Source organism: Nocardia sp. NPDC102475 (assembly GCF_055584605.1).
Genome location: NZ_JBVJLS010000001.1, coordinates 620,486 through 642,993, shown reverse-complemented (window position 1 = coordinate 642,993; position 22,508 = coordinate 620,486). Strand labels below are relative to the sequence as shown.

The 22,508-nt window shown below is 65.9% G+C and carries 22 protein-coding genes and 1 tRNA gene; 9 read left to right on the top strand and 14 right to left on the bottom strand.

Translation table 11 applies throughout. The features are described 5' to 3' along the window. Positions 1–881 (bottom strand): Abi-alpha family protein (locus tag ACZ60G_RS02975; RefSeq protein WP_465806694.1); only part of this gene is annotated, 881 nt, incomplete at its 3' end. Then, positions 878–2,200, bottom strand: a complete 1,323-nt coding sequence (locus ACZ60G_RS02970; protein ID WP_465806692.1) for a DUF445 domain-containing protein — start codon at positions 2,198–2,200, stop codon at positions 878–880. The genes ACZ60G_RS02970 and ACZ60G_RS02975, both read right to left, overlap by 4 nt. Positions 2,201–2,531: 331 nt before the next feature. On the opposite strand from ACZ60G_RS02970, the gene ACZ60G_RS02965 reads away from it, so the two are divergent. Both ACZ60G_RS02965 and ACZ60G_RS02960 read left to right on the top strand, forming a co-directional pair. Then, entirely contained in the window at positions 2,532–3,410 is an 879-nt protein-coding gene (locus tag ACZ60G_RS02965) for an Abi-alpha family protein (RefSeq protein WP_465806690.1), read from the top strand. A gap of 100 nt (positions 3,411–3,510) precedes the next feature. Next, positions 3,511–4,065 (top strand): nuclear transport factor 2 family protein, encoded by a 555-nt coding sequence (locus ACZ60G_RS02960; RefSeq protein ID WP_465806688.1) that lies wholly within the window; start codon positions 3,511–3,513, stop codon positions 4,063–4,065. 10 nt (positions 4,066–4,075) lie between these two features. Here ACZ60G_RS02960 and ACZ60G_RS02955 read toward each other — a convergent pair whose 3' ends face one another. Further along, positions 4,076–5,719: a peptide chain release factor 3 gene (locus tag ACZ60G_RS02955; RefSeq protein WP_465806686.1), complete on the bottom strand. Its 1,644-nt coding sequence runs from the start codon at positions 5,717–5,719 to the stop codon at positions 4,076–4,078. 301 nt (positions 5,720–6,020) lie between these two features. On the opposite strand from ACZ60G_RS02955, the gene ACZ60G_RS02950 reads away from it, so the two are divergent. Together ACZ60G_RS02950 and pth are read left to right on the top strand one after the other, a co-directional pair. Next, positions 6,021–6,632: a 50S ribosomal protein L25/general stress protein Ctc gene (locus tag ACZ60G_RS02950; protein ID WP_465806684.1), complete on the top strand. Its 612-nt coding sequence runs from the start codon at positions 6,021–6,023 to the stop codon at positions 6,630–6,632. 24 nt (positions 6,633–6,656) lie between these two features. Further along, a complete protein-coding gene (gene pth / locus ACZ60G_RS02945) occupies positions 6,657–7,238 on the top strand; it encodes an aminoacyl-tRNA hydrolase (protein WP_387293381.1) in 582 nt (193 codons plus the stop codon). 18 nt (positions 7,239–7,256) lie between these two features. On the opposite strand, the gene ACZ60G_RS02940 is transcribed toward pth, so the two are convergent. Next, a complete protein-coding gene (locus tag ACZ60G_RS02940) occupies positions 7,257–8,894 on the bottom strand; it encodes a fatty acyl-AMP ligase (protein WP_465806682.1) in 1,638 nt (545 codons plus the stop codon). A gap of 124 nt (positions 8,895–9,018) precedes the next feature. Beyond that, positions 9,019–9,699 carry a lysophospholipid acyltransferase family protein gene (locus tag ACZ60G_RS02935; RefSeq protein ID WP_465806768.1) on the bottom strand — a complete coding sequence of 227 codons (681 nt, stop codon included), beginning with the start codon at positions 9,697–9,699 and terminating at the stop codon, positions 9,019–9,021. 115 nt (positions 9,700–9,814) lie between these two features. Here ACZ60G_RS02935 and ACZ60G_RS02930 point away from each other — a divergent pair, with 115 nt between their 5' ends. Beyond that, the gene (locus ACZ60G_RS02930; protein WP_465806681.1) at positions 9,815–10,393 is read left to right on the top strand and encodes a TetR/AcrR family transcriptional regulator; all 579 of its coding nucleotides are present in this window, start codon (positions 9,815–9,817) and stop codon (positions 10,391–10,393) included. 90 nt (positions 10,394–10,483) lie between these two features. Here ACZ60G_RS02930 and ACZ60G_RS02925 read toward each other — a convergent pair whose 3' ends face one another. Next, a complete protein-coding gene (locus ACZ60G_RS02925; RefSeq protein WP_465806680.1) occupies positions 10,484–11,401 on the bottom strand; it encodes a ribonuclease Z in 918 nt (305 codons plus the stop codon). Then, positions 11,401–12,579 (bottom strand): aminotransferase class V-fold PLP-dependent enzyme, encoded by a 1,179-nt coding sequence (locus ACZ60G_RS02920; protein WP_465806678.1) that lies wholly within the window; start codon positions 12,577–12,579, stop codon positions 11,401–11,403. Before ACZ60G_RS02920 ends, ACZ60G_RS02925 begins: the two co-directional genes overlap by 1 nt. Before the next feature lie 183 nt (positions 12,580–12,762). Here ACZ60G_RS02920 and egtA point away from each other — a divergent pair, with 183 nt between their 5' ends. Genes egtA through egtD form a run of 4 tightly spaced genes read left to right on the top strand, consistent with a single transcriptional unit; the run spans position 12,763 to position 17,320 of the window. After that, complete coding sequence (egtA, locus tag ACZ60G_RS02915; RefSeq protein ID WP_465806677.1) at positions 12,763–14,094, top strand: ergothioneine biosynthesis glutamate--cysteine ligase EgtA; 1,332 nt, start codon at positions 12,763–12,765, stop codon at positions 14,092–14,094. A 55-nt stretch (positions 14,095–14,149) separates the two neighbouring features. Next, complete coding sequence (gene egtB / locus ACZ60G_RS02910; protein ID WP_465806675.1) at positions 14,150–15,490, top strand: ergothioneine biosynthesis protein EgtB; 1,341 nt, start codon at positions 14,150–14,152, stop codon at positions 15,488–15,490. 28 nt (positions 15,491–15,518) lie between these two features. After that, the gene (egtC, locus tag ACZ60G_RS02905) at positions 15,519–16,352 is read left to right on the top strand and encodes an ergothioneine biosynthesis protein EgtC (protein ID WP_465806674.1); all 834 of its coding nucleotides are present in this window, start codon (positions 15,519–15,521) and stop codon (positions 16,350–16,352) included. Then, positions 16,349–17,320 (top strand): L-histidine N(alpha)-methyltransferase, encoded by a 972-nt coding sequence (gene egtD / locus ACZ60G_RS02900; RefSeq protein WP_465806673.1) that lies wholly within the window; start codon positions 16,349–16,351, stop codon positions 17,318–17,320. The genes egtC and egtD overlap by 4 nt, the downstream gene beginning before the upstream one ends. Here the strand turns inward: egtD and ACZ60G_RS02895 are convergent. From ACZ60G_RS02895 to ACZ60G_RS02865, 7 genes are all read right to left on the bottom strand, one after another. Further along, positions 17,317–17,967, bottom strand: a complete 651-nt coding sequence (locus ACZ60G_RS02895) for a DUF2461 domain-containing protein (RefSeq protein ID WP_465806672.1) — start codon at positions 17,965–17,967, stop codon at positions 17,317–17,319. The two genes, egtD and ACZ60G_RS02895, sit on opposite strands and share 4 nt — an antisense overlap. Before the next feature lie 36 nt (positions 17,968–18,003). Then, on the bottom strand, positions 18,004–18,564 hold the full coding sequence (locus ACZ60G_RS02890) for a hypothetical protein (RefSeq protein WP_465806670.1): 561 nt from the start codon (positions 18,562–18,564) through the stop codon (positions 18,004–18,006). A 27-nt stretch (positions 18,565–18,591) separates the two neighbouring features. Next, positions 18,592–18,852 carry a hypothetical protein gene (locus ACZ60G_RS02885; protein WP_387293371.1) on the bottom strand — a complete coding sequence of 87 codons (261 nt, stop codon included), beginning with the start codon at positions 18,850–18,852 and terminating at the stop codon, positions 18,592–18,594. Positions 18,853–18,909: 57 nt separating this feature from the next. Continuing rightward, positions 18,910–19,485 carry a hypothetical protein gene (locus tag ACZ60G_RS02880; RefSeq protein WP_465806669.1) on the bottom strand — a complete coding sequence of 192 codons (576 nt, stop codon included), beginning with the start codon at positions 19,483–19,485 and terminating at the stop codon, positions 18,910–18,912. A 115-nt stretch (positions 19,486–19,600) separates the two neighbouring features. Next, positions 19,601–20,581 (bottom strand): ribose-phosphate diphosphokinase, encoded by a 981-nt coding sequence (locus ACZ60G_RS02875; protein ID WP_465806667.1) that lies wholly within the window; start codon positions 20,579–20,581, stop codon positions 19,601–19,603. Beyond that, on the bottom strand, positions 20,578–22,068 hold the full coding sequence (gene glmU / locus ACZ60G_RS02870; protein ID WP_465806665.1) for a bifunctional UDP-N-acetylglucosamine diphosphorylase/glucosamine-1-phosphate N-acetyltransferase GlmU: 1,491 nt from the start codon (positions 22,066–22,068) through the stop codon (positions 20,578–20,580). The genes ACZ60G_RS02875 and glmU overlap by 4 nt, the downstream gene beginning before the upstream one ends. Before the next feature lie 116 nt (positions 22,069–22,184). Further along, a tRNA-Gln gene (locus ACZ60G_RS02865) sits at positions 22,185–22,255 on the bottom strand. Positions 22,256–22,508: the final 253 nt, after the last annotated feature.

The following is a 22,508-nucleotide window of genomic DNA, read 5'->3' as shown; positions in this document are numbered from 1 at the left end:
AGGCAGGTTTGTACGAAGTCGGAGCCGAAGCCGGTGAGGGCGATGCTGCGGTAGTACACCTTCGTGCCGAAACCGGAGCGCTTCAACACTTCTCGGACCGGCGGTTGGGCTTCGAGGAGCTGGTAGCGGTTCGGATTGCCCACCGGTTCCTTGACGAATTCGATCAGTCCGAGGCGGCGCAGGTTCGGCAGGTACTGCTGGATCCGGTTGGGGAAGCGCAGGCCCGCGTGCTCACCGATCAGGTTGAGTCCGGAGATGATTCGCTCGACACCGATGCCGCGCGGTCGGCCGGCGCGGATATCGATCGAGGGCTGCGGGCCGTCGATGTGCAGGAAACGCAGGATGCGCGCCTCATCGGGGGTCAGCTCCTCGAGCATGCGCGCGAAGGCCGGGTGGGTTTCGTGGTGTTCGCCCTGCGTGCTCGCCGACAGCCGCAGCAGCGCGGCCCCCTGCTCGCGCAATGTGGGGACGGCATCGGTCGTGGGTTGTTCGGGCGTCGCGGGCAGCCGCAACGCGCGCCGCACCGCGTCACGAACCTCGGCCTCCGCCTCGGCGAGTACCTCGCGCGGGGGAGTTCCCGCGATACTGCCGCGCACCACGGTGGCCCCGACGCCGAGGGCGGTGTCGATGCCCCACGCGGTCACCTCGGCTGCCGCGCTCACCGCGACCCTGGCGACCCCGGTGGTCGCGCGAACGGTCTTACGCACCGAGCTGACCTGCCGCTTCGGCTCGACCGCGCCAACGGGCAGGCGCGCGATCTCCGTCGATTGCCCGGATGTCGACGACTCGGAAGATCTTGGGGTTTCGGCCACTTCGGACTGCTCGGTTCGCTCGGAGCCCTGCCCGGCGGCCCGCAGATCGTCGTCGCCAGCTTCCGTCATAGCCATGTTGTCGCCACTCCCGTTCCGAAGATCAGGATGTGAGCGTATCCGGCGAAGAGCCCCAACACGCCGCCATGCAGAAAAAGGAGCCATTCGTCCTGTTTGATGGCCGCTCGCAGCATATCCACGAAGTCGGGGGGCGATAGCGCCGACATCTGTTTGGCGATGTAGTCGTTGATCTGCCTACCCTGCTGGATATTGAAGTCCGGATCCGCGAAGGCGATCGGCGCGATGGTCATCGCCTCGGTGGTCAGCGTCGACTGCAGCGAGTCGTACTCCCGGCTGCCGAGCATGAACTTCACCGCCGGCCGCGCCGGTCCGAGCGCCCGGTCCGCGGCCGGGCGCAGCGTGTCCTCGAGCATCTGCATGGTCCGGTCCGAGCGCGGGCCGTTCAGCAACTCGTCACCGATGTTGGCGACGGTCATCACCTGACTGGAAACCAATTCCGCATAGCCGTCGGTGATTTCGAGCTGCCGCTTGATCAGCAGACCCTGCCGCCACGGGCACCACCACTTCGGGTACGCGGGCGCGAAGATCATATTCAGGCCGATCCAGTTGACCACCCAGCCGATGATGACACCGCCGATCGGCAGCACTACCAGCGACGACCAGCCGGTCACATGCAAAACGGCGACCAGCACCACACCCATCGGTGCGCCGAAGTAGAAGCCGAAGTTCTGCATGAACCGCAGTTCCTTGGCGCCGAGCACCTGGAAAAGAGTGTTGAGCAGATGCGGACGCGCCTGGAAATAACGGATGACCATCTGCTTGACGTCGAGCAGCTGATCGATATTGGCGCCCAATTCCTCGGTCAGCTCGCGCAGAATATCGGGCAACTGCTGGCGGACCCGCGCGTGAATCATCTCGCGCACCCCGGTCGGCAGGTTGTACCAGAGTTGCGGATGTTCGCGGCGCAGGATTTCTTCGACTATGTCCTTGATCTGCGCGTCGGCGATAGTGGCGAGATGTTCGGCGAGCTTGTCCGGCTCCAGCTCGCGATAGAAGTCGGCGACGCTACCGAGTTTCGCCAGCCCCTTGTCGACCGCGATGCTCGCCATTTTGTCCGCGCGCGAGGGCACAATGCCCTGCCAGCCGATTCGGCCGTCGTAACTCAGCAGCGGCAGCACCTGAATTCGCTTGGGCAGGAAGGGAAACAGTGCGCGCAATCCGGGTAAACGAATACCGTGGAAGGCAACCGGCTTGAACAGCATCAGGATGCCGGTCCAGTTGGTGATGTATCCGATGATGCCAGTGAAAAGCGGGATAGTCACTAACTCCAGGAGGACCGTCGGGTGCACCCCGAAAACACTCTCCAACACGACACCCTCCTGCCGATATACCGGTGACCGCCGCCTCACCGGCAACCCAAACTAGCACCCAGTCGGCAGACGGACCCTACTGTGAGGTCGAGACGCCGGTCCATGGCGAGTGTCCCGGGCCACAGCGGATTGTCTGAGACATCAGTCACACTGTGTGTCCAGAATGTCGTAGTGTCAACCGGGGGCGGAGACAATGGCGACAATCACGCGTCCGACAGCAGGGGTCGGCGTGTTTGCTGGCCCACTCGGCTCGGGGTAAGGCATACCTGGAAGGCTGGCGGGCAATAATCTGTGGGCGTATTCGTTCACTTGGCAATACATCGGAGAGAACGTGACAGACGACAGGACCGGACAGGACATAGCCCGGGCCGGTTCCCGCTCGGTGGAGCGCAGCTCGGATGTCGAACAGCGGCAGATCAGCAACGAGGCGCGGCTGATTCGCGGTGTGTTCCGAGCGGCGGGGCTCGCGGCGGGCACCGTGGTGCGCGGCAGTCAGTGGGCCGTCGAGACGACCTATGAGGTGACCAAGGAGATCACCCAGGCTGCGCTCGACGGTGAGTCGTCTGCGGATATCGCCGAGCGCACCGGTAATGCGTTGCGCTCCATCGCGCGTAGCGCGCTCGGCGTCACCGAGGGGTCGGTGCGCGAAATCGTCAGCTACGTACCGACTTCCAATGGCACGCCGCAGCCGGCGCCGATCGGCATCGGCGCGCCGCTGCACTCGGCCAGTAGCGAAGAGTTGCGTCGCCGCGGCGATGCGCTGCTCGCCCGCTCGGCCGATGTCTACTTCACCGATGACGTGCACCCCGCCTATGACCGGATCCTCGACGAGTTGGCTCCGGATGAGGCACGCATTCTGCGGTTCATGGCATTGAACGGTCCGCAGCCGACGGTCGATGTGCGCACCAACCGTCCGCTCGGCATCGGCTCGGAGTTGGTAACCGGTGATCTCACCTCGGTTCCGGAGCAGGCCGGTGTCCGTTATCCGGACCGTGCCCGCACCTATCTGATCAACCTCAACCGTCTCGGCCTGACCCAGGTTTCCGATGACCCGGTGGTGCTCAGCCGCTACATGGTGCTCGAGGTGCAGCCGGTGGTCGAGGCAGCGCTGAAGAAGGCCGGGCGCGCCCCCAAGATCGTGCGCAAGAGTCTGCGGCTGACCGAATTCGGCAGCGATTTCTGCAACACCTGCTTCACCATCGGAAACTGACCCGCCCGGTAGACCGCCGGTTTCGGCTCGAAGTGATAGCAATCTGATACAAATCTCCCAATCTCTGTAGCGCGGCGACTTCGAATGGGATTGTTGAGTTATGGACCAGGATGCTGTGTCAGCGATCAGTCGCCTGAAGTTCAGGTATCTGCGCACCCTCGACACCAAGTCGTGGGATGAATTCGCGGACACCATGATCCCGGAGGCGACCGCCACCTACAGCGAATACCTGCAGTTCGAGTCGCGGGATGCGTTCCTGGCGTTCATGCGCAACACCCTCGGTCCGCACGTCATCACCGAGCACCGATGCGACCATCCGGAGATCGATGTCGACGGCGATAACGCTACCGGCACTTGGTATCTCGCTGATACCGTGCTGATACCGGCGCACAACATGCTGTTGCGCGGCGCGGCGTTCTACACCGATCGCTACGTCCGCTGCAATGACGGTCGCTGGCGCATCGCGCATACCGGATACGAGCGCACCTATGAGGTGGTGCTCTCGCTCAGCGATCTGCCGAGCCTGCGCCTGACATCGAGTCGATGGGGGCTGATCACACGCGAGGACGGCATCGCGTCGGTCGAGCGCGAGCCCGGCGCCACCCCGCTGCGGCGGGAGTCCGCGCCGGAGGCTACGGAACCCGAGGCCGGGTGAACGGCAATCCCTAATCCGCCGCCGCGACCAGCGGCTCGAGCGTGAGCTTCGGATGCTCCTTCTCGATGTACTGCAACCGCCACTTATCGCTGAACAGCGCCAACAGCGCCCCGTCGGAGCGGGTGAACACCTCGACCCCGCGCTGCCGATCGAGTTCGTCCATCGATTCGGCGTCGGTGCGCCGGGCCAGCGTGTAGGGCAGGTGCTCCATATGCGTCTCGACATTGAACTCCGCGAGCATCCGCGCGGTGACCACCTCGAACTGCATCGGACCGACCGCCGCGAGCACGGGTGAGGCATCGCCGCGCGCGTCATTGCGCAGCACCTGCACCACGCCTTCGGAATCGAGCTGGTCGATGGCCTTGCGGAACTGCTTGTATTTACCCGCACTCCGCGCCCGCAGCACCGCGAAATGCTCCGGCGCGAAGGACGGGATCGGCGGGAACTCCACCTTTTTGTCCACGAACAGCGTGTGCCCCGGCGCCAGCGCGGTGGCATTCACGAGGCCGACCACGTCACCCGGGTAGGCGGTGTCGACAGTCGAGCGTTCCCGTCCGAAAACGGTGAGCGCGTATTTGGTCGCGAACGGCCGACCGGTCTGCGCGTGCGTGACGACCATCCCGCGCTCGAATTCGCCGGAGACGATCCGCATGAAGGCGAGCCGATCCCGGTGTGCCGCATCCATTCCGGCCTGCACCTTGAATACGACCGCGCTGAACGGATCGGTGGTGTTGCGCGGCGTGCCGCCGATATCGGCGCGCGAGCCGGGCGCGGGCGCCAGCGCGACCAGCGTCTCCAGCAGTTGCCGCACACCGAAATTCAGCATCGCCGAGGCGTAGATGACGGGGGAGGTCTGCCCGGCCAGGAACATTTCCTGATCGTGGTCCTGCCCGGTGGCCGAGAGCAGTTCGCTCTCCTCGGCGGCGGTCGTCCACGCCTCACCCTCGCGGGTCTCGGCCGATTCCGGATCTATCGATTCCTCCGGCGCGATGGTCGCGCCACCCGCGGTCCGAGTGAAGTGGATGTATTCGACGGCCGCGCCCTCGGGGCCGCGGCGTAGCAGACCGCGGAAGTCGCCGGCGATGCCGACCGGCAGGAACAGCGGCGTCGGGGTGAGGCCGATCCGCTCGCTGATCTCGTCGAGCAGTTCCAGCGGCGCGCGTCCCGGACGGTCCCACTTATTGATCACGGTGACGACCGGGATGCCGCGGTGGCGACACACTTGGAACAGCTTCAGCGTCTGCGGCTCGAGACCTTTGGCGGCGTCGATGAGCATGACGGCGGCGTCGACGGCGGTGAGCACACGGTAGGTGTCCTCGGAGAAATCCGAGTGGCCGGGGGTGTCGACCAGGTTGATGACGTTATCGATATCGGAGCCCGCGGCGCGGTAGTTGAACTGCAGCGCGGTCGAACTCACCGAGATGCCGCGCGCCTTCTCCATCTCCATCCAGTCCGACACGGTGGACTTGCGTCCGGCCTTGCCGTGGATGGCGCCCGCCTCGGAGATCATCCTGGCGTGCAACGCCAGCGCCTCGGTGAGCGTCGACTTGCCCGCGTCGGGGTGGGAGATCACCGCGAATGTGCGTCGCCGGGCGACCTCGGCGGGCAACCCACGCGGGGCGGGCGTGACGACACCCTCAGTGGAGGCGGTCAACTGCAACAACCTTTCAGACGGCCGATCGGCAACCGCTCCAGCGTACGCGACCGGGGTGACGACAATCCGGCCAGTCCGACCACCCGATTCAGCTGGATATAAACACTTGCGCTATGGTGTTCGGGTTGTCTCGGCGAGGGTGACCGCAGACGTAATGCGTTCACCGTGATCGACGCGGCTCGGCTCTCGGCCGTCCTCGTTCGGTCTTCGCCCGACGAGTAGACCAACCATTTGCCAGGGGGGAAACAGTCCCTGGCGCACTGTTGACAGCCCGGAAGAGCCGTAGGGAGTAGATCCAGTCATGTCCGACGCCAACCTTCTCGAAGCCGCCGTCCGCACGGAGTTCGGCAAGGGCGCCGCCCGCCGTACCCGTCGCGCGGGCAACGTTCCCGCCGTGCTGTACGGCCACGCCGCCGACCCGCAGCACCTCTCGCTCAACGCTCAGGCCTTCGCCGCCATCCTGCGCGAGCACGGCACCAATGCGGTGCTGAACCTCGTCATCGACGGCAAGAAGCAGCTCGCGCTGACCAAATCCGTTGTGGTGCACCCGATTCGCCGCTACATCGAGCACGCCGACCTGCTGATCGTCAAGCGCGGCGAGAAGGTCACCGCCGATGTGAACGTCACGCTGACCGGTGAGGCCGGCGCGGGCACCCTGGTCACCCAGGACACCACCACGCTGTCCATCGAGGCCGACGCGCTGAACATCCCGGAGGCCATCGAGGTCTCGATCGAGGGCGTCGCGGCGGGCACCCAGATCACCGCCGGTGCGATCGAACTGCCGAAGGGCGTCACCCTGGCCGGTGACCCGGAGGCGCTGATCGTCAACATCATCGCCGCCCCGGCCTCCGCACAGGAGACCGAGGAAGCCGCCGCTGCCGCAGCCGAGGCCGCCGCCGAGAGCGCCGAGTAAGAACTCCCCGGATCGGTTATCCGAATGACCGAATCCTCGACCGGGCCCGCGCTCGTGGTCGGACTTGGCAACCCAGGTTCGGAGTACGAGCGCACCCGGCACAATATCGGCTTTCTGGTCGCCGACGTGCTCGCGCAGCGCGTCGGCGGCCGTTTTGCTGTGCACAAGAAGTCCGGTGCGGATCTATTGCAGGCCAGGCTGGACGGGCGTCAGGTATTGATCGCCAAGCCGCGCTCGTTCATGAATCTGTCCGGGCGCTCGGTCGCGGCGCTGGCGAAATTCTTCTCGGTGCCGCCGACCGAGGTGATCGTCGTGCACGACGAATTGGATCTGCCGTTCGGTCAGGTCCGGCTCAAGCGCGGCGGCGGTGAGGGCGGGCACAACGGATTGCGTTCGGTCTCCAGTGCCCTGACCACCAAGGACTATTTGCGCACCCGCATCGGCATCGGCCGCCCGCCGGGTCGCCAGGACCCGGCGGACTATGTGCTCAAACCGTTTTCGTCGGTGGAGCGCAAGGAAGTGCCGGTGATCGTCGAACAGGCCGCGGACGCGGTCGAACTGCTACTGCGCGTCGGGCTCGAACCGGCCCAGAACCAACTGCACTAGGCCGAGTTCGACTGCGGCTCAGCGCAGATGGATCGCGGTGGCGGAGCGGCGCAGCTTGCCCGAGGAGGTTTTCGGGAGGGCGCCGGGGCCGAGCACTGCCACGGTGCGCGGACGGGCGCCGACCTCGGAGAACACCGCGTGCACGATTTCGCGTTCGATGCGCTTGACCTCATCGGCATTCTGGTGGTCGTTGCTTTCCACCACGACGGCGAAGCTTTCGCGTTTCTCACCCGCGTCCAGGCGGACCGCGACGGCATTGCCGGGACGCACCCCCGCCACGCGCATGGCCGCACGCTCGATATCGGTCGGGTAGATATTGCGACCGCCCATGATGATGACGTCCTTGATCCGGCCGCACACCACGATCAGGCCCTCATCGGTGAAGTAGCCGATATCGCCGGTATCGAGCCAGCCGTCCGCATCCTGTGCCGGGCGGAACCCGTTGACCGTGACATAGCCGGAAGTGACCGCAGGACCGCGAAGTTCGATCACGCCGACGGAACGCGTCGGCAGCGGCTGGCGTTCCGCATCGACGACCCGACCCTCGAGATTGTCGACCAGATAGCCGAGCGTGGGCATGCGGCGGACATTGCCGTGGTGATCGTGGGCCGGTACGGCCTTGCCCAGCGCCTCGAGCAGATCGGCATCGATGATGTCGAGGACCTGTCCGTGTCCGGGATCCGGAACCGATACGGCCAGTGTGGTTTCGGCCATGCCGTAGACCGGGGTGAGCGCCATCGGATTGAGCCGGAAGCGTTTGCCGGCCGCGGCGAGGTTCTCCATGGTGTCCGGATCGACGGGTTCGGCGCCGTTCCACATGTATCGGACGCTGCTGAGATCGTAGGCGCCGTCCTCGGCCTGCTTGAGCCGGCGAGCCAGCAGTGAGTACGCGAAATTCGGTGCCGCGGTGACGGTACCGCGGTACTTGTCGATCAACTCGGCCCACAGCAGTGGACGCATCAGGAAGTCGATCGGCGTCACACAGACCACTTCGGCGCCGAATTGCATGGGGACGCTGAGGAATCCGACCATCCCCATATCGTGGAACAGGGGCAGCCAGCTGATCATCACGTCCTCGTCGAGCTGGAACTTCACCCGATCGAACATGGCGTAGGCGTTGGTATAGAAGTTCCCGTGCGTGATCCGCACCGCCTTCGGCGATCCGGTCGAACCGGATGTCAACTGCTGCAATGCGATATCGGTCTCGACGGTCGGCACCGGATCGGTCTCCGGGCACTCGCGCAGCTGATCGATGCGCACCACGGTGATGCCGCGCTCGCGCAGCAGTGGTTCGGCGGCCTCGAAGGGCGCGCCGAGTACCACCGCGCGCGCCTCGATCATCGACAGCACGGTCTCGGTATCGCGGGCCCAGACCACCAGATCCGTGCGCGGCGTCGGCTGGTGCAACATGGTGATCGACGCGCCGCGCATCCAGATGCCCTGACAGGCCGGTGCGATATCGACCGGCATCCCGGCCAGCACGCCCACCGCGTCACCGTGCCTGATGCCGGCTTCGGCGAGTCCGCCCGCCATCCGTCGTGCGATTCGATGGATCTCACCCCAGGTCTGCCGAAACGGCGCGCTGGGCTCCCCGGTCACCAATCCGCGACTCGAGGTTTGTGCCGTTGCGTACATCTCGTCGGTGAACCTGCTCAAAGTCCAACTCCCTTGTCACCCCGATGCGGTGGCCGGACATGGGTGAACCGGCCTGCTCCCCAACTATCCCGCCAATTCGTCCCCGCGTTAACCATTCCGAGGACACGCCCGTGTCGCGGTGGCGTTATGGGCGATTCGAGAAAGTTGCCGCGTAGCGATCGACGTAGTGCCGGCCGGATCGGGTGGCCAATTCCCGCATCAGTTCGTCGGTCGCGGCGCGGACCTCGCAGGTGTCCGGCGCCGGGTGGGTCGGGGTGGGCTGCGGGTAGTAGCGCGGCGTGCCGAAACTGATGCGCACCTTGCCGAAGCGCGGCAGCCGGTGGCCGCGCGGATTCACCTTGTCGGTGCCCGACAACACGGCCGGGATGACCGGAGCGCCGGTGGCCATGGCGACGCGCAGTGCGCCGGTGCGGCCGCGGTAGATGCAGCCGTCCGGGGAACGGGTGCCCTCCGGATGGATGGCCCAGACGTCGCCGGATTCCAGGATTTTCGTTGCGGCGGTCAGTGCGTCCGCCGCGGCGGTGCCGCCGGTGCGGTTCACCGGGACCTGACCCGCGACGGTGAAGAACCAGCGTTGGAACCGGCCCTTGAGTCCGGTCCCGGTGAAGTACTCCTGCTTGGCCAGGAAGGTGACCCGGCGCGGCAGGGCCAGCGCGAGATACATCGAGTCGAGCATCGCGACATGGTTGGCCGCGATGATTACCGGTCCGGTGCGGGGTACGTGCCGCAGCCCTTCCACCTCGGGGCGGCCGAGCAGCCGCAGCAGGGGGCCGACCAGAACGTACTTGAACAACCGGTACCACACATGAGCCTCCGAGAAAGTTGCCGTAGACACTGTCTACCGCATGAGTGTAGACAGTGTCTATGATTGTTGAAAGGGTATTTCGTCCTCTGTGACGCAGTCGACCAGGAGGAAATCGATGACCGCGGTAGACAATGTCTCTATGGGTGCGAGCGAGCCGTTGCGGGAACGACTGGTCGGCACCGGGGTCGACATGCTCGAGGAGGTCGGCGCGGCCCAGCTGGGTCTGCGTGCGATCACTCGCGCGGCCGGGGTCTCCCACGGTGCGCCGCGCAGGCACTTTCCGACACACCGCGCGCTCCTGGCCGCCATCGCCGCGCGTGGTTTCGCCGATCTCATCGAGCGGTTCGCGCAGGCGGCGGCGGGGGTGACCACGCCGCGCGAGCGGCTGCAGGTCATGGCCGCCGAATACGTCGAATTCGCGGGGGAGCGCCCCGAGATGTTCACCCTGATGTTCCGCCACGACCTGCTCGAGGGGTCCGGCGAGAATCTACGCGCGATCACCCTGCCGTTGTTCGAGCGCTTCGCAGCTCTCGTCGAGGCCGCCGCCCCGAATTCCGACAACCCCGCGATCAACCTGTGGACGAACCTCCACGGCATCGCCGCCCTCCAGGCCAACCGCAGCCTCCGCCTAGTGGCCCCCGCCGCCGATCTCCGTACCCTGGTAGCCCACACAATCCAGCTGCACCTGACCTGACGCGCCGACCATCATCGAGCGCAGTCGAATGGCTGCTGAAAACCCTACCCCAAACGACCATTCGACTACGCTCGACAAAGACGCTCGAGCTCAATGTCGCGGCGGGAGAGGGATTCTCGCTAAATCGGTGGCGATGACTGTCTCGCCCGTGAAGTGCAGGGCCGCCTCGGCGAGGTGGGCGTCGAGGTCGCGGTAACGCTGGGAGAAGTGGGTCAGGACCAGGGTGCGCACGCCGGCTTCGGCGGCGACTCGGGCGGCTTGGCCCGCGGTCAGGTGGCCGTATTCCTGGGCGAGCTGCGCATCGACGTCCAGGAAGGTCGCCTCGATCACCAGCATGTCCACGCCCGAGGCGAGGGACAGCACGCCCGGGCACAGGCGGGTGTCCATCACGAATGCGAAGCTCTGGCCCGGCCTCGGCTCGCTGACATCGGCCAGCGTGATTGTGCGCCCGTCGAATTCGATACTGCCCGTGCGCTGCAGTTGTCCGACCGCCGGGCCGTGCAGGCCGAATACGGCGAGCCGCTCCGGCAGGATGCGCACACCGCTCGGTTCGGTGAGCCGGTAGCCGAACGTGTCGACCGGATGCGATAAAGCGACCGCCTCGAGGACGAACGGCGCACCAGGCGCGTCCAGCGCACCCGGATCGGCGATCGGATGCGCCCGGAGCTCGACGGTGCGATAGAACGAGCTCGCATTGCTCAGGCGATCGAAGAACGCCTCACCCGAGGCGGGGTAGTACACATCGACCGGATGGGCGACCTTGTCCAGATTGATCCGCTGGATGATGCCGGGTAGTCCGAGGCAGTGGTCGCCGTGGAAATGCGTCACCGCGATCCGGGTGATATCGGTGACCGATACGCCCGCATACGTCATCTGCCGCTGGGTGCCCTCGCCCGGATCGAAGAGGATGCCCTCCTCACCCCAGCGCAGCAGATACCCATTGTGGTTGCGCTGCCTGGTCGGAACCTGACTCGCGGTGCCGAGTACGACCAGTTCGCGAGGTGACATCAGAGCGCCGCGACCGCGCCGACGAACCGGTCCAGCTCCTCGAAACTCACGAAGCAGTGCGGCGAGGCACGCACCACCGAATCCAGGCCGCGGGCGGTCATATCCAGCAGCGTAGAGCTGGCATGGCTTGCCGTCACCGTAATATTCTGCGCCGCAAGGCGGTCGCGCACCTCGACGGCGGATTTCCCGTCGACGGTGAACGAAACGATGCCGCTGTGCCGAATCCCGATGTCGCGCACCGTGACCCCGTCGATTTCCGGCAGCGATTTGCGCAGATGCTCCGCGCGGACCGCGATCGCGTCGTAGACGTCCTCGGGCCCCAGCTCGAGCAGATATCGCACGGCCGCACCGAGACCGAGTCGCGCCGCCACATCGCATTCCCAGAATTCGAAGCGACTCGCATCGGGCACCAGGGCGTACTCCTGCGGTCCGGTCCACTGCGCACTGTGCAGATCCAGCCGCTGCGGTTCCATCGACGCGGCCAATTCCGGTCGCACATAAAGGAATCCGGTGCCGCGCGGCCCGCGCAGCCATTTGCGGCCGGTGACCGAGAGCGCGTCGACATCGAGTTCGGACACATCGATCGGCAGCTGTCCGGCCGACTGGCAGGCATCGAGCAGTACCAGCGCGCCGACCGAATGCGCGATCCGGGTGGCGTCGGCGGCCGGGTTGACCAGACCGCCATTGGTCGGGGCGTGCAACACCGACACCAGCCTGACCCGTTCGTCGACCATGTCGGCAAGGGCGTCGAGGTCGATCTGGCCGCTGCCGTCGCTGGGAATCTGTTCGACCACCGCGCCTGTCGCCTTGGCCCGCTGCAGCGCCGCAATGGCATTGCTCGCATAGTCGGCGCCGGAGATGAGGATGCGATCGCCGGGCGCGAGTGGGACCGAATAGAAGAAGTCGGCCCACGCGCGGGTCGCGCTATCGCTGAGCGCGATGCCGGTCGGATCGGCGTTGACGAGTCGGCCGATATCGGTTTTCACCGCGGCGAGATCGTCGAGTCGCTCGTTCGCCGCGCGGTAGCCGCCGACTTCGGCTTCGCGTCGCAGATGTGCCACAACGGTATCGACGACGACTCGGGGTGGTAACGAGGAGCCCGCGCTGTCGAGGAAGACCAGATCGGATCCGGCGCCGTAGGCCGGTATGTCGGCGCGTACGCGATTCTCGTCGAGCATGGCCTCGACAGTATCGCCGAAATCGGGGCATTGGGCCGTCGCACGAGTCGACGCAGGTCCGGGCCACCGTGCGCGAGTCCCTCGCTGTGCATGACCACGAATTCAGATTCTTGTCACATTTCTTGTCGGTGCCCATCGCTACCCTGGTTTGGGTCGCTGCACATTCACATCGTGGAGGTTGTCATGGCGGTCACGCTCGAACACCCGGCGCGGGTCATCGCGCTGGAACACGGCGAACTGTCCTCACGGGCCGCGGTCGAGGCCTATCTCGAAAAAATCTGTTTCAAGCTGGGGCCACCGACGCTCATCGGCGCCGAACTGGAATGGCTCACCGTGCAGGGTGAGTGTTCGTCGTCCGGCCCGTCGTCCGCCCCCCGCCCGCAACTGGCTGCACTCGCAGATGCACTCGGACCGTATACACCGCGGTCCATCGCCCCCGATTCACCGGCACTTCCGCTGCCAGGGGGTAGCCGGGTCACCATCGAACCCGGCGGTCAGATCGAACTCTCCAGTGCCCCGTTCGCCGCTGCCGCGCAGTTGTGCGAGGGTTTGCACGCCGATGCTCGGATGCTGCGGGATCTACTCGAATCCCGATCCATCCGCACCGTCTCCGCCGCCGCCGATGCGGATCGCCGCCCGAAACGGGTCCTGCGGTTACCGCGCTATCGCGCCATGGAGCAGTCCTTCAGCGGTATCGGCCCCTTCGGCAAATTGATGATGTGCAATACCGCCGCGACTCAGGTCAGCGTCGATGCCGGTGCGGACCGCGCCGAGGTCACCGCACGGTGGAATGCGCTGTACACGATCGGTCCCGCGCTACTCGCCGCCTTCGCCTGCTCGCCCGAATTACATGGGGCACCAGCGGGTGCCTGGGCATCCCAGCGCATGCGGACCTGGTTGCGTCTCGACCACGCGCGCACCCGTCCCGCGGTGGAGTCCTGGCCGGATCCGATCGCCTACTACGCGCGCTGGGCCCTGGATGTCCCGCTGCTGTGCGTTCGCCGCCCCGCTGGCGTATCCGGCAACGGCGGCGATATCGGCTGGTCAGCGCCGCCGGAGGCGACCTTTGCGGACTGGTTGTCCGGTGCGCTGGACGACGAGATCGGCCGGCGGCCCGATGTCGGCGATCTCGACTATCACCTGACCACGCTGTTCCCGCCGGTACGGGCCTCCGGACATCTCGAGGTCCGCTATCTCGACGCCCAACCCGATAACGACTGGACCGTACCGATCCATATCTTCGACGCCCTGCTGTCGTCTCCGTCGGTTGTCGCCGAGGCGACGGCCCTCGCCGCGCCACTCGCGGGCCGCTGGCTCGACGCGGCGCGCTGGGGGTTGGCCGATCCGGAGATCCGTGGCGTTGCGGTCGAGTTGCTGACCCTGGCCGCGGCACATGCGGCGAGTCCGGCGGCGGCCCGCGAGATCGAATCCGCCGCCGAACGATGTCGCAGCGGTCGCACCCCGACCGGTCAACTCGTTTCGCGCAGTGCGGATCAGCCCGAGGACCATCCGTGACTCGCGGCGCCGCAGCTCGAGTAGCCGACTAGAACGAGTTCGGGAGATACCCATCGTGACCATTCAGTACCCCGCAACGGATAATTCCGGCACCGAACAATTGCGTGACCGGATCGCCGAAGTGCTCACCCGCGCAAGGGATCGCACCATCGGCCTCACCACCCTCGATGAAGCAGAGCTGGTCGCCCAGCATTCGCGACTGATGAGCCCGCTCGTCTGGGATCTCGCCCATATCGGCAATCAGGAAGAGCTCTGGCTGGTGCGCGATGTCGGCCGCCGTGAAGCGGTGCGCGCCGATATCGACGAGCTGTACGACGCCTTCAAACATGCTCGCGCCAATCGTCCCGAACTGCCGCTGCTCGACCCCACCCAGGCCCGTGGCTATGTCGGCACCGTGCGCGACAAGGTGTGGGATGTGTTGGAAACCAGCGCTTTACACGGTGATCCACTGGTCGACGGTGGCTTCGCATTCGGCATGATCGCCCAGCACGAGCAGCAGCACGACGAAACCATGCTCGCCACCCATCAATTGCGCACCGGCCCGACGGTGCTGTCCGCGCCGGCCGCACCGGCGGCGGCTGCTCCGGTCGGTGGCGAAGTCGTCATTCCCGCAGGCGAATTCGTCATGGGCACCTCGACCGACCCATGGGCACTGGACAATGAGCGTCCGGCGCATCCGGTGCACGTGCCCGCGTTCGCCATCGACATCGCACCGATCACCAACGCGCAGTACCAGGCCTTCATTGCCGACGGCGGCTACGAGCGGCCCGAGCTGTGGTCCGAACACGGATGGGCGCACCAGCAGGAGGCGGGCCTGGTGGCGCCGCAGTTCTGGGAGTGCGATCCGGCCGGGCACTGGTGGCGCCGGGGATTCGGCGCGATGACGCCGGTGCGTCCGCAGCAGCCGGTGGTGCACGTCTGCTGGTTCGAGGCCGAGGCGTATGCCGCCTGGGCCGGCAAGCGTCTGCCCACCGAGGCCGAATGGGAGAAGGCGGCGCGCTTCGATCCGGAGACCGGCACGTCCCGCCGCTATCCGTGGGGTGATGCCGAACCCGATTCCACCACCGCGAATCTCGGCCAGCGGCACCTGGAACCCGCTGAGGTCGGCGCATATCCGGCCGGTGCTTCCCCGGCCGGTGTGCATCAGCTCATCGGCGATGTATGGGAGTGGACCGCATCGGGTTTCGAGGCTTATCCGGGCTTCCGCGCCTTCCCGTACGCCGAATACTCCGATGTGTTCTTCGGCGGCGACTACCGAGTCCTGCGGGGCGGCTCCTTCGGCACCGATCCGGTCGCGTGCCGCGGGACCTTCCGCAACTGGGACCACCCCGTCCGCCGCCAGATCTTCTCCGGCTTCCGCCTGGCCCGCGACCTGCGAAAAGGCGAGGGCGAGTGAGGGTATCGATGGCGGAAGGGCGGCGCTGATGTGCCGTCAACTCGGTTACGTCGGTCCGCCGGTGCGCGTGGGCGACATGTTGACGCTCGGTTCGCATTCCCTGCGGACCCAGGCGTGGGCGCCCAAGGATATGCGCGGGGGCGGGACTATCAATGCGGATGGGTTCGGGGTGGCCTGGTGGCGTGACGACGACGGCGTGACCGTCAGCCGGTATCGCAACTCGGCGCCCATCTGGACCGATCCGGCAGTGGAAGAGGTTCTGCCGCAACTGGAGTCGTGGGCGGTATTGGCGGCGGTTCGCTCGGCGACCGTTGGAATGCCGGTCGAGCGGAATGCCTGTGCACCGTTCACGCACGGTCGGTGGGCGTTCAGCCATAACGGCATGGTGCCCGATTGGCGCCGGGCTCTCAGCGCGGTCGCCGCGGAATTCGGCTCCACCGCAACCGAACTGGGCGCGGGGCCGCTGTTCGAGCCGGTGCAGTTGCTGGAGGCCGAATCCGCGACCGATGCGGCGACGCTCTGGGTGATCCTGCGCAGTCTGCTCTCGACCGGCACTCCCGACGGTTCGTGGGCGGCGGCACCTGCGGCATTGAGTCTGCTGGTCTCGGCCGTACTGGACCGATCCCCGGGCGCCCGCCTGAATTTCCTGCTCGGTGATGGCAGGCAGCTGTGGGCGACCACCGTCTACCACTCGCTATCCGCCCTGGTCACTGATGATTTCGCCATCCTGTCCTCGGAGCCCTTCGACGACGACCCGCGCTGGCAGCCGATTCCGGATCGCCAGCTGGTCAGCGCCCGCCCAGGCGCGCTGTCCGTCACACCGCTATTAGACGTTCCAAGCACGAAAGGCTCGCTCCTATGACCGCACCCACGCTGGAGATCCACCTATCCGATGAAGACCTCACCTCGGCGTTGCGCGCGGATGCCGGGCTCGGCCTCACCGCGGACCCGAAGTGGCTGCCACCCAAGTGGTTCTACGACGCCCGAGGCAGTGAACTGTTCGAGCAGATCACCGAACTGCCCGAGTACTACCCGACCCGCACCGAACGCGCGCTGCTGGAGCGGGTAGTCGGGGAGATCGCCCGCACCGCGCAGGCGGAGGTCCTGGTTGAACTCGGCTCGGGTTCGGCCGCCAAGACGCGGCTGCTGCTATCCGCGTTGACCGCCGAGGGACCGCTGAAAACCTATGTTCCGCAGGACGTCTCGTCCTCGGCGCTGCGGGCGGCCGCCGCGCAGATCGCTACCGAGTTCCCGGGCCTCGCGGTGCACGGCGTGGTCAGCGATTTCACCGACACCCTGCACAATCTGCCGCGCGGCGGCCGCCGCATGATCGCCTTCCTCGGGGGCACCATCGGCAATCTGGTCCCCGCCGAACGGGCCGAATTCCTGTCCAGCATCCACGAGGTGCTGGAGCCGGGAGAGCAGCTGCTGCTCGGCGCGGGCCTGGTGATCGACCCCGCCGTGCTGGTTCCCGCCTACGACGACGCTGCCGGTGTCACCGCCGAATTCAACCGAAATGTCTTGCATGTCTTGAACAGTCGCCTCGACGCCGACTTCGAGCCCGACAAGTTCGCCCACGTCGCCACTTGGGATACCGAACAAGAGTGGATCGAAATGCGACTGGAGGCCACCGAAGATATGACCGTGCAGGTCCGCGAACTGGACCTCACTGTCCAGTTCGCGCGTGGCGAGCAGATGCGCACCGAAATCTCGGCCAAATTCCGAATCGACGGATTGGACGCCGAACTGGCCGCAGCGGGATTCGATACCGAACAGGTCTGGACCGATCCGGACGACCGCTTCGCCCTCGTCCTCGCCGCTCGCCGTTAGGTCCGAGCGGGCGCACCACTGACCACCGCGCCCAGCCAATCGATGAAGGGCCGCATCGTCTCCCAGGCGGTGCGGACCTCCTTCGCGGCGCGGGGTTTGTCCAACCATGCCGGTGCGCCGTATTCCTTACTGCAGGTCAGCGATTTGTGCCGCAGCAGATCGATGCGCGGATGGTCGGCGTCATACCCCTTCGGCTTGGTCTTGAGCTGCTCGCCGCCGATGGTGAATCCGGCCTTGGTGAGCTTCGCCAGGATGGCCTGCAGCTCCGGGCCGCGGACCTCGTCATCGATGGTTGTGCGCAACTGGGCGATCTGCGCGGGCGAGCCCGCATAGAACCCGCCGCCGACGAAGAGTCCGGCCGCGCTGATCTGCACATACCAGCCCGTACCCGGCGCAACGCTGACCACCGCGCCCTGCGCCGTCTTGTAGGGCACCTTGTCCTTGGAGAAGCGCACGTCCCGGTACGGCCGGAAGATCTTGGCGGCCCCGAAGTCCGCCTCCAACTCCGCGGTCAGCGCGACCATCGGCGCCTTGACCGACTGCTCGTAGACGTCCTTGTGCGCGGTCCAGAAGGCCTTCGAGTTATCGGCTTCCAAATCCTCGTAAAAGTCCAGCCCCGCGAGTGGAAACCCACCGAATCGACTCATGCCGACCACGCTAGCCCTACCCAGTCCAGCGCACGGTCAGTCGGAGTCCGGGATCATGCTGCCGCTGAAGACGGCATAGATCAGGATGAGCCCGATGACCAGGGAAATGGCGGATACGAAGGCGGCCCATTTGCCGAGGGACTCGCCCTTTTTGTGGCCGATGATGCCGAGAATGATGCCGACCGGGCCGAATAGGTAGGGGCAGAACAGCAATGAGATGCCCGCACAGACGAAGCCGATGATCGACAGGGTCTGCGAACCCGAGCGCGGTCCCGGCGTGGTGTACGGCCGCGGGGTATAGGGGGGATTGCCACCGTCTGGGGTACCCGGTGTGGCGTCGTTGATCGGCGGATAGACGGTGCCGGGCTGGTCCTGGTCGTACCGTGCCGCGGCATTGTCATTCCACGGTTCCGGTTGCACGGGGTCACTCGACGGCTGCGGTTGTACGGTGAGATCAGGCGCGGTTTCGGCAGCCGCCCGCTGGTCCGGTGTCTGCGCGGGTTCGACGGGTTGCGAGGATTCGAGCGGCTCGGATTCGCCGACCGGTTTCTCGGGCGACCTATCGCCTCGCTCGGGTCCCTGCTGCGGCGTGCTCATCGAACTCTCCTGTCGGCGGGGAGCGGGCTATAGGTCGGTATCGTCGACGATCTCCATCGCGGCGACCTCGGCGGGGCGCTCGTCCTCCTCGGCGAGTTCGGCGGCCTTACGATGACGGGTCCACTCCTGATCGAGTTCATCGCCGATGCCGAGACGACCGTCATCCTCACTTTCGTGATAGCGAATGCGCAGGTCATCGGGCGGATCCTCGACATTTCGCCGGTATGCGCGGATCTCGTCTTCCTGGTCGTCGTCGCCCATGTCCATATCAAGCGGGTCACGGTCCATACCCCCAGTATCCCCCTCGACATCAGGGGCAAACGGGATCCGACGCGTGCGAATCCGTCAGCTGAGAGCCCCGAGGAACCCGACGAAGGCGATGACCAGGACGACCGCGATCGCCAGCACCGCGCCGTTGGTGATGGCCGCCCATTTGCCGAGCGATTCGCCCTTGTTGTGGCCGATGATGCCCAGGACGATGCCCGCCGGTCCGGTGATCACGATCGGCAGGCCACAGAACATCACCACCGACAGTGCGGTCGCCGCCAGGCAGGAGAAGCTGATGATCGAGAAGATCGGGACATCGGATTGGCGAGGTGGCGTATAGGGCTGGTACGGGTAACCGGGATACGCACCGGGCGCTTGTGGATAGCCGGGCGGTCCGCCGTACGGACCGGCTTGCGGGTAGCTGGGCGGATACGGTGGCGGCGGATAGGCGGTGGGCTGCTGATAACCCGCGGGCGGAGTGTACGGTGGGGCGGCTTCCGGCGAAAACTGTTGTCCCGGTTGATAAGCCATCGGCGGATCGACGCCCGGCTCCGGTGACCAGACCTTGGTCGCGTCCACGTTGTTCTGCGGCGGCTCGGCAGGCGTCGGGTCCTGCGACTTCCCGAGATTGATATGCGGTTCCGAATCCGACATGGCGCGCCCCCCTGTTTGTCATCCTTACTCGCCATGGGTACCACGCCGAAGCGAGCCTTACAAACAGAAACGTCGCGGCCCGGACCTGGGTCCGAGCCGCGACGAAGTGTGAAACCTATGCGTTGCCGTTGAAAAGTCCGGTGACCGAACCGTTCTCGAAGACCTCGCGAATCGTGCGAGCCAGCAGCGGCGCGATCGACAGCACGGTCAGCTGCGGGAACTTCTTCTCCTCGTCGATCGGCAGCGTATTGGTGACCACGACCTCCTTGGCGCCACAGGCGGCCAGGCGCTCGGCGGCCGGATCGCTCAGCACGCCGTGCGTCGCGGCGATGACCACATCACCGGCGCCTGCCGCCTTGAGCACCTTGACCGCGCCGGCGATGGTGCCACCGGTGTCGATCATGTCGTCGATCAGGATGCAGGTACGGCCCTCGACATCACCGACCACGCGGTTGGCCTTGATCTGGTTCGGCACCAGCGGGTCGCGGGTCTTGTGGATGAACGCCAGCGGCGAGCCGCCCAGCGAGTCGGCCCACTTCTCCGCGACGCGCACGCGACCGGAATCGGGGGACACCACGGTGATGTGCTCGAGGCTGTAGTTGTTGCGCACGTACTCGGCCAGCTGCAGCTGGGCGTGCATGTGATCGACCGGGCCGTCGAAGAAGCCCTGGATCTGATCGGTGTGCAGGTCGACGGTGATGATGCGGTCCGCGCCCGCGGTCTTGAGCAGGTCGGCGACCAGGCGGGCGGAGATGGGCTCGCGGCCGCGGTGCTTCTTGTCCTGACGGGCGTACGGGTAGAACGGCAGCACCGCGGTGATCCGCTTGGCCGAACCGCGCTTGAGCGCGTCGATCATGATGAGCTGTTCCATCAGCCACTGGTTCAGCGGAGCCGGAAAGCTCTGCAGCACAAAGGCATCCGAGCCGCGCACGGACTCCTCGAACCGGACGAAGATCTCGCCGTTGGCGAAGTCGCGCGCGGTCTGTGGGGTGACGTGGACGTCGAGTTCCTTGGCCACCTGCTCGGCCAGCTCAGGATGAGCGCGTCCCGAGAAGAGCATCAGGTTCTTCTGGTTGTCGATCCATGACGCGGTCACTGCTGTTTGCCATCCTTTTGCTCGATTGCCTGACCCGACATCTCTTTGGTCGCGATGGCTTCCGCCGCCGCCCGTGCCGCGTCCGTCCCTGGACGGTTACGCTGCACCCAGCCCTCTATGTTTTTCTGTGGCCCACCTGAAACCGCGAGTGCCCCCGGCGGAACGCTTCTACGCAGCACAGTACCCGCCGCCGTATAAGCGCCGTCACCCACCGTCACCGGTGCGACGAACATGGTGTCGCTGCCGGTCCGCACATGCGAGCCGACCACGGTGTGGTGCTTTTTCACACCGTCGTAATTGACGAAAACGCTGGAGGCGCCGATGTTGCTGTGCTCACCGATGGTGGCGTCGCCGACATAAGTGAGGTGCGGCACTTTGGAGTGCGCGCCGATCGATGCGTTCTTGGTTTCGACGAATGCGCCGAGCTTTCCGGAATCCCCGACAACGGTGCCTGGGCGCAGATAGCTGAACGGCCCGATATTCGCACCGGGACCGATCACGGCCTGATCACCGTGGGTGCGAACGACGTGCGCGCCGTTGCCGACGATGACATCGGTGAGCGTGGAATCCGGTCCGATCACGGCGTCCTCACCGATGACGGTGCCGCCGAGTAACTGCACACCCGGCCGGATTTCGGCGTCCCTGGCGATTTTCACGTTCGCGTCCACCCAGGTGGTCGCGGGATCGATGATCGTGACCCCGGCACGCATATGCCGTTCGAGGATGTACCGGTTGAGGGTGCGCGCGGCCTGCGACATCTGCACCCGGTCGTTGACGCCGGTGACCTTGGCCGAGTCGAGCAGCCGTGCGCCGTGCACCGGATGTCCGGCCTCGCGGGCCAGCCGCAGCACATCGGTCAGGTACAGCTCGTGCTGGGCGTTGGCGGTGGACAGACGTCCGATCATGGTGCGCAGCACGGCCGCGTCGAAGGCATAGACACCCGAGTTGACCTCGGTGATCGCCGATTGCGCGGGGGTGGCGTCGGCATGTTCGACGATTTCGGTGACCTGGCCGTCGGCATTGCGGACGATGCGGCCGTAGCCGTTCGGGTCGTCCGGTTCGAAGGTCAGCACCGTGACCGCGGAACGTTCGGTGTAGCTGCGGTGTTCGTCGAGCAGTGCGGACAGGGTGTGCCCGTCCAGCAGCGGCACATCGGCGGAGGTGACCAGCAGGTCACCGGTGAAATCCTCGGGAACCGCCGCGAGCGCGCATTGCACCGCGTGGCCGGTTCCGAGCTGTTCTTCCTGAATGGCGGTGGTGATGTCGCGGCCGAGGTCGGCGGCGACGGCGGCGACCGCGGCGCCGACTTGTTCTCGATCGTGTCCTACCACGGTGATGAGGAACGCGGGGTCGATCTCGTTGGCCGCATGCAGCGCGTGCGCGAGCATGCTTCGACCGGCCAGCGAATGCAGCACTTTAGGAGTCTTCGACCGCATTCGCGTCCCGGCACCGGCTGCGAGAACGACGACGGCGGTCTGCTGTGGCATGGATCTCCCTCGGCTGCCTGTCATCGTGCTTGGGGCTGTCGTCGTGCTTGGTCAGCGCTGTCGTCGTGCTTGTTCAGCGATGTGCGCGGCCAACGATAAGCCATCGTGCCGGTGTGCTCCGCCGCCAGGACTCGAACCTGAACTATCTGAACCAAAATCAGAGGTGCTGCCATTACACTACGGCGGATTGTCACACCGGCGGATCTGCGAAACCCGCCACTGCGCCAGCGGCACGGCATGAATCCTCGCATGAAGACCTCCAGTTAGTCGAACTGCTTCGCCGAATTTGTGGGTACCCGCCGCAGCCGTCTACTCACACCGGTTGCGTTATCTGGGCGAACGCCGAAATCGGCCCCTCGATTGCCGTCTTCGGCGGGGCGACGCGCGCGCGAGCGGAGCTGTCTGGAACAGTTGTCGGCAAAAGTTCGGGTCATGCGCAG

What these genes read in the sequence shown, in the direction of transcription:
- glmU (WP_465806665.1), bottom strand. Translation starts at nt 22,068, where the DNA reads ATGCCACAGCAGACCGCCGTCGTCGTTCTCGCAGCCGGTGCCGGGACG.
- egtC (WP_465806674.1), top strand. Translation starts at nt 15,519, where the DNA reads ATGTGCCGTCAACTCGGTTACGTCGGTCCGCCGGTGCGCGTGGGCGAC.
- ACZ60G_RS02925 (WP_465806680.1), bottom strand. Translation starts at nt 11,401, where the DNA reads ATGTCACCTCGCGAACTGGTCGTACTCGGCACCGCGAGTCAGGTTCCG.
- ACZ60G_RS02950 (WP_465806684.1), top strand. Translation starts at nt 6,021, where the DNA reads ATGTCCGACGCCAACCTTCTCGAAGCCGCCGTCCGCACGGAGTTCGGC.
- ACZ60G_RS02885 (WP_387293371.1), bottom strand. Translation starts at nt 18,852, where the DNA reads ATGGACCGTGACCCGCTTGATATGGACATGGGCGACGACGACCAGGAA.
- egtD (WP_465806673.1), top strand. Translation starts at nt 16,349, where the DNA reads ATGACCGCACCCACGCTGGAGATCCACCTATCCGATGAAGACCTCACC.
- ACZ60G_RS02930 (WP_465806681.1), top strand. Translation starts at nt 9,815, where the DNA reads ATGACCGCGGTAGACAATGTCTCTATGGGTGCGAGCGAGCCGTTGCGG.
- pth (WP_387293381.1), top strand. Translation starts at nt 6,657, where the DNA reads ATGACCGAATCCTCGACCGGGCCCGCGCTCGTGGTCGGACTTGGCAAC.
- ACZ60G_RS02960 (WP_465806688.1), top strand. Translation starts at nt 3,511, where the DNA reads ATGGACCAGGATGCTGTGTCAGCGATCAGTCGCCTGAAGTTCAGGTAT.
- ACZ60G_RS02920 (WP_465806678.1), bottom strand. Translation starts at nt 12,579, where the DNA reads ATGCTCGACGAGAATCGCGTACGCGCCGACATACCGGCCTACGGCGCC.
- ACZ60G_RS02895 (WP_465806672.1), bottom strand. Translation starts at nt 17,967, where the DNA reads ATGAGTCGATTCGGTGGGTTTCCACTCGCGGGGCTGGACTTTTACGAG.
- ACZ60G_RS02880 (WP_465806669.1), bottom strand. Translation starts at nt 19,485, where the DNA reads ATGTCGGATTCGGAACCGCATATCAATCTCGGGAAGTCGCAGGACCCG.
- ACZ60G_RS02890 (WP_465806670.1), bottom strand. Translation starts at nt 18,564, where the DNA reads ATGAGCACGCCGCAGCAGGGACCCGAGCGAGGCGATAGGTCGCCCGAG.
- egtA (WP_465806677.1), top strand. Translation starts at nt 12,763, where the DNA reads ATGGCGGTCACGCTCGAACACCCGGCGCGGGTCATCGCGCTGGAACAC.